This window comes from Microcystis sp. M53603_WE2, assembly GCF_030065435.1.
This window is the reverse complement of sequence record NZ_JASJFF010000254.1, coordinates 1-5,391: the sequence shown is the minus strand read 5'-3', so window position 1 is coordinate 5,391 and position 5,391 is coordinate 1. Positions and strand designations below refer to the sequence as shown.

Genomic DNA, 5,391 nt, shown 5'->3' with positions numbered 1-5,391 from the left:
TTTGGGTTCCCGCTTCAATCAGCATGATGTCCCCGGGGACGAGGTTAACCGCGTCTATTTCTCTGCGTTGACCCTCGCGAATAACATTAACTTGGGGAGAGGAAAGTTTTTTTAAAGCGGCCAGAGCTTTTTCGGCGCGACTTTCTTGCAGATAGCCGAGGATGCCATTGAGGATGACAATTGTTAAAATAGCGATCGTATCTTTGAAGGGAACACCAATTTTAGCCAGATGACCGCGCTGTAATGCTAGTAAATCTAGTCCCCCAGAAATTATGGCCACGGCAATTAAGAGCAGGAGCATAATATTGGTAAACTGATCTAGGAGAATTTGCCAATTACTGCGCCCTGGACGTTCTTGTAGTTCATTTTTGCCATAATATTTAATTTTTTGGGCGATTTGCTCCCTATTGAGGCCATTAACAGCCGAACTACCGAGGATAGATAGGGTGGTTTCCACCGGATAGGTATGCCAAGGTTGTTGCAAGTTAAGGCTAGAATGGGCAGAATAGTCGGCATTAGCGGCCATGGCAAGTGAAGATAGTTGATCTAAATAGATCTTAGCCCTTTCTTTCCCCGGTAACAGGAAAAAACAAATGTTTAAACTGGCTCTTCCTGCTCATAGACAGTCTTAACGAGTAATGTAGATAAGTAGCTGGTTATAATTAAATTGAAGATAGATCCACCCTTAATCCCCCCTTGATAAGGGGGGTGTCTGAAAGTTTTTAACATCTACCTACTTAGTCAACAGCTTAGTAGGGCAAAGTAAACCAAAATTGTGAACCTTTTTCGTCATTATTCATAATGCCAATTTCGCCCCCGTGAGCATGGATAATTTGACGACATAGATATAAACCTAGTCCTAAACTAATCTGATGATTATTATTGCCTCGTTGATAGCGATCAAATAATTTTTTTCTCTGGGTTTCGCTAATTCCCACCCCATTATCGGCAATACTACACCGGAGATAATTGCCCTCTAGTCTAGCGGATAAAGTGATAATTATCCCCTGGGGATTGTGTTTAAGGGCATTGGCTAATAAATTCTCAAAAACTCGCCAGAGATGGTGAGCATCGGCATTAACTAAGGGTAAATCGGGGGGAAAATTATTAATTAAAGTTGCTTGATTTTCCTTTAATCTTAACTCCCATTCCTGACTGATCTGTTGACCAATTTCGTAGAGAGATAAAGGCTTTAGTTCTAGGGAAACTCCCCAAAGATCATTTTGTCGGGTTTCGACGAGAGAATCAATTAAAGTTAATTGTCGATCGCAACTGTTGGCCATCTGTTGTAAAATCTTCTGGGATACTTCTTTAGTTTCTCCCTGAGAATTTTTAATTAAATTATTTAAGATCATTGACATCCCGATCACGGGATTGCGGAGATCGTGAGAGACGGCATGAAGATAAATTTCTAAAGTTTCCTCAGTTTTTTGACGTTCTTTAATTTCGTTTTGGAGTTGTTTTTTTTGACGGCAAATAGTTAATTGATTTTCGATGCGGGCCATCACTTCTTCCCCTTGAAAAGGTTTAGAAATGTAATCGACACCTCCCACTTGAAAAGCTTTGACTTTATCTAAGACATCATCAAGAGCGCTGATAAAAATCACGGGAATTTCTCTGGTTTTTTCATCAGCTTTTAACTGTTCACAAACTTGATAACCATTGAGATCGGGCATATTAATATCGAGGAGGATCAGATCGGGAATTAGCGATCGCACTGTATTCAGGGCCATCTGTCCATTAATCGCTTTGCGTACCTGATAGCCCTTCTCGGTGAGCATAATCGACAATAGCCGCACATTATTGGGCAAATCATCGACAATTAAGACACTAGGGCGCAGTGTGAGTTGAGTCATGCCGGTTATCTTATAACTCAAACTATTTAAATAGGGTTTGCTGAATAATGGTAAAACCCTTTTAAAATAAGGCTTTTGACCTGTTAAAATCCGATGTTCATGCTGCGAAAATCGGATTGGGACCTTCAAAAACCTTGCATTATCCTTCTTGTAGTACAAAAATGGTACGAAAAGAGAGGGCAACAAAGCCTGAAACGACCGACGACCGGCTACTGACGACCGACTCCTAACCCCACCAACAAACTTTTTCAGCAAACCCTAAATAAAGTGTATAAAAAAAACAGGGGCTTGCCGAAAAAGTTTTTCCTGGGGGCAGCGTGTCGGGTGGGACAAGCGAGAAAGTCTCGTTACTCTACAGCGAGCGACTAGGGATTGTTGCCCATAAAAAAAGCACGGAACCCCACAGCAATCAAGGAACCACTCAAAAGAGTTATTAATGTCCAAATTTGGTTACTTTGGGTTCCTTCCACCTTGATCAGTCGATTATCCATACTATCGACTTTCTCTGTTAAAGTTGCTAGTCCTATCTTGACATCGGTGACATTTTTCTGTAGGGTTTCTAGCTTTTGCTCGACATTTTTCTGTAAAGTTTCTAGCTTTTGATCAAACCTTTTTTCGAGATTATCTAGCTTTTGCTCGAAACTTTTTTCGAGATTGTCTAGCTTTTGATCAAACCTTTTTTCGAGATTATCTAGCTTTTGCTCGAAACTTTTTTCGAGATTGTCTAGCTTTTGATCAAACCTTTTTTCGAGATTGTCTAGCTTTTGCTCAACATCTTTCTGGAAGGTGTCTAGCTTTCGATCAACACCTTTAATACTATCTTTAATTTCCTTAAGGACAGATTCCAGGGAATAGGTAACGGTTTCTGCTGTCATTGCGGTTAACTCCTATCAGTCGAGAGATAATGTAATTATCGATAAAAATCCTCTTAATTCTCCACTTGATTTTTTTGGGAAAATCTCGCATCATCTTCCAATTTGTCGCTGATTTCCGGCAGTTTTAGCAATATTCCAGCGAATAACCAATAGTAAACAGAAACAGGCTCGACGGAGAGAGGATAATAGTAGGGGTTATAGCTAATAAAAAGTATAAAAATCCAGATACAGAGACCCCAATGCTTTAAAGCAGCATTTTTTACTTTTAAATAGGCTTTAAAGGTGAGAATACAGAGAATTGTCACCAGTGCCATAAAAGCGATAAAACCGATGATACCGATTTCGTGGACGAGTTTAGCGTAGTAGGTTTCAATTAGTCTTATCCCTTCTTCTCCCGCTACATGAAGAGCGCCACTGCTGGCTCTGCCTAAACCAAAACCAAAAAGCTGTACATATCTGAAGCTCAACTGCATTTGATTGCCTACAAAGTCAATGGGAGACGAATATAGCCAGCGACCGATAAAATTTAGCCCTCTTTCCTGAATAAAGGGAATTAACGTCACCGCGAGCAGGGAAATCAGTCCCAAGATTCCCAATTTTAATGGTAACTTTCGTTTACTTTTGCTAGTAACAATAAAAAGAACCAAGTAAAACAAAGGTACTAGCAAAAAAGGTAATCTTTGTCCAGAAACCAGAGTCGCAAGCAAGACTAAAACCATGGCCACCCAACCAGCGACGCGCCATCTTTTTTGCGGATCACTAAAACTGGCCGCGTAACTGATGACGCTACTAGATACTAAAAACCAACCCCATTGCCAAGGATCGGAAAATGTGCCGGGGAGACGAATTAAGCCTCGATCGGGATTATACAACAATGAACCGCCGACAAAACATTGAGCTTTCAAGGTGGCTTTTTCGGTAATATCCGGATAAAATTGGCTGTCAGATTTCGGGACACGGACTTCGAGTTGATTGAGGAATTCATTGTCAGGACAGATACCTTGGACGAGTAAGAAGTATTGAATTAGAGCTAAACCGCAACAGACTAAGATCATCACGATTAAAACTCGGTTAACCATGAATAAATCTCGTTTTTGCTCGATTAAATAGTACCCACAGAGAACTAGGGGAATATAACTGAGGAGGATTTTTAATCCCACAATTCCCACAGCAATTGCTCCTTGGGGCAGATTGACAAAAAGAAAAGTTATCAAGCTGCTGGCAAGTAAAATCAAAGCTGTGATGAGAAAAGGCTTGATTTTGGGGCGTAATTGTTTAAAAGTTTTTGTTTTAATTAAAATTGCCGCTAAAGCGGCGAAATAAAAGGCATCCTTGGCGATTTTGTAGAGAGCATAGGAGGGCTCTATGCCAATAAAGTTGCCCACTACCTGAAAAACTCTCACCACAGACAAAGCGAAGGTATTACTCAGGGGAAGATAGATGATTAGGGCTAATAATCCCAGACGGGGATGGATAAAAGAAGCGACCATGGCGGGAACTGCCCAAATTCCTAACAAGGCCGCTTTTTTGCCAAATAGAATCCCTAAAACTAGACTGATTATTGTAGTGGCGATCACTAATATAATTAGCAACAGGGGATTAATCTCTTTCATACCGTGCGGGTTGAACAGGTTTAGCAGAAAGTGTACCGGATTTTTGCCGAGATTCTCATTCTCAATGGCGGAGGTGGGGAGCTTTTCAGTGATCAGTAAACAGTGAACAGTAAACAGTAATCAAGTGAGGTTCTTTTTGTTTGTGTTAGGCAATAGACGGGGTTATAAGAGATGAAACCCTTATATAGAAAGACATTTGGCGATTTTTGTCAATTGTTTTCCATCTAGAACGAACTAATCAATTAAGTCTCTTGCCAGATAAGGATGTAGTCTATTTATGCCACCCGATCAAACCATACCAAGTAACGAAGAACCATCAGTGAACTGAAAACTCACATCTGATACTGATCAAAGTTTCCTCTTGCTTCTTACCTCTTGCTATACTTATGTAAAATTTTATTTATCTCGATCTTGACTCCGTGGCCGAAAATCTTTCTTTTCAAGACCTTTATCAAGCTGGAATCAGTGCTTTTGAGCGTGGACAATATCGTCTTAGTGTCCAGCAATTAAATGCGGCTTTAGCCTTAATTTCCTTAGGCTCCCGAGAAGGGGGTGAGATTCAAATTTGGTTAATTTCTGCCCATCAAGGGTTAGGAGAGGGGGAGAAAGCTAGTGAAATCTGTAGGCAACTTATTACCCATCCTATCTATCAAATTCGCGAACAGGCCAAGCGTCTGCTTTATATTATCGAAGCTCCCCGTCTCAAACGCCCAGATGAGTGGATGACGAAGATTCCCGATTTAGAGAAACTTCCCGATAGTACACCGCAATTTAAAAAGGGGACAAATAAACAGAAAAAAGAAGAATCCCCCGCACCCATGCAGTTAGAGCAGCATAAAAATACTGTTTTTAGCGGACTGGCGATCGCTATTGTTCTATTGATGCTCTGGTTTTTTGCTAAAAATAGCCAGCAATTCCAAATTCAGAATGTAGCAAGGAATACAGAATACAAAACGCTTTTGCCCTGTAGCTCCCCATCCAAAATCAAGAAGAATTAACGCGAGTAACAGGGATGGCCTCATCGAGCATAAAGTCTAAAAGGTGGTG

Annotated in this window: 4 protein-coding genes and 1 pseudogene; 1 reads left to right on the top strand and 4 read right to left on the bottom strand. The window is 40.7% G+C overall.

Going from position 1 to position 5,391, the window contains the following annotated elements; genetic code table 11:
• The 4 genes from PX481_RS05600 to PX481_RS05585 all read right to left on the bottom strand — a co-directional run.
• On the bottom strand, window positions 1-526 hold a 526-nt coding region (locus PX481_RS05600), incomplete at its 3' end, for a cation-transporting P-type ATPase (RefSeq protein WP_288093933.1).
• A gap of 223 nt (window positions 527-749) precedes the next feature.
• Window positions 750-1,856, bottom strand: coding sequence for a hybrid sensor histidine kinase/response regulator (locus PX481_RS05595; RefSeq protein ID WP_043999005.1), 1,107 nt, complete (start codon window positions 1,854-1,856; stop codon window positions 750-752).
• Between the two features lie 365 nt (window positions 1,857-2,221).
• A complete protein-coding gene (locus PX481_RS05590) occupies window positions 2,222-2,731 on the bottom strand; it encodes a DUF4164 family protein (protein ID WP_002758542.1) in 510 nt (169 codons plus the stop codon).
• Between the two features lie 53 nt (window positions 2,732-2,784).
• Window positions 2,785-4,344, bottom strand: coding sequence for a hypothetical protein (locus PX481_RS05585; RefSeq protein ID WP_002758541.1), 1,560 nt, complete (start codon window positions 4,342-4,344; stop codon window positions 2,785-2,787).
• A gap of 419 nt (window positions 4,345-4,763) precedes the next feature.
• On the opposite strand from PX481_RS05585, the pseudogene PX481_RS05580 reads away from it, so the two are divergent.
• Window positions 4,764-5,252: pseudogene (locus PX481_RS05580) on the top strand (hypothetical protein); the annotation flags it as partial.
• Window positions 5,253-5,391: the final 139 nt, after the last annotated feature.

Bases quoted from the DNA above. Each gene is read 5' to 3' on its own strand.
- PX481_RS05595 (WP_043999005.1), bottom strand. From the start codon at position 1,856: ATGACTCAACTCACACTGCGCCCTAGTGTCTTAATTGTCGATGATTTG.
- PX481_RS05590 (WP_002758542.1), bottom strand. From the start codon at position 2,731: ATGACAGCAGAAACCGTTACCTATTCCCTGGAATCTGTCCTTAAGGAA.
- PX481_RS05585 (WP_002758541.1), bottom strand. From the start codon at position 4,344: ATGAAAGAGATTAATCCCCTGTTGCTAATTATATTAGTGATCGCCACT.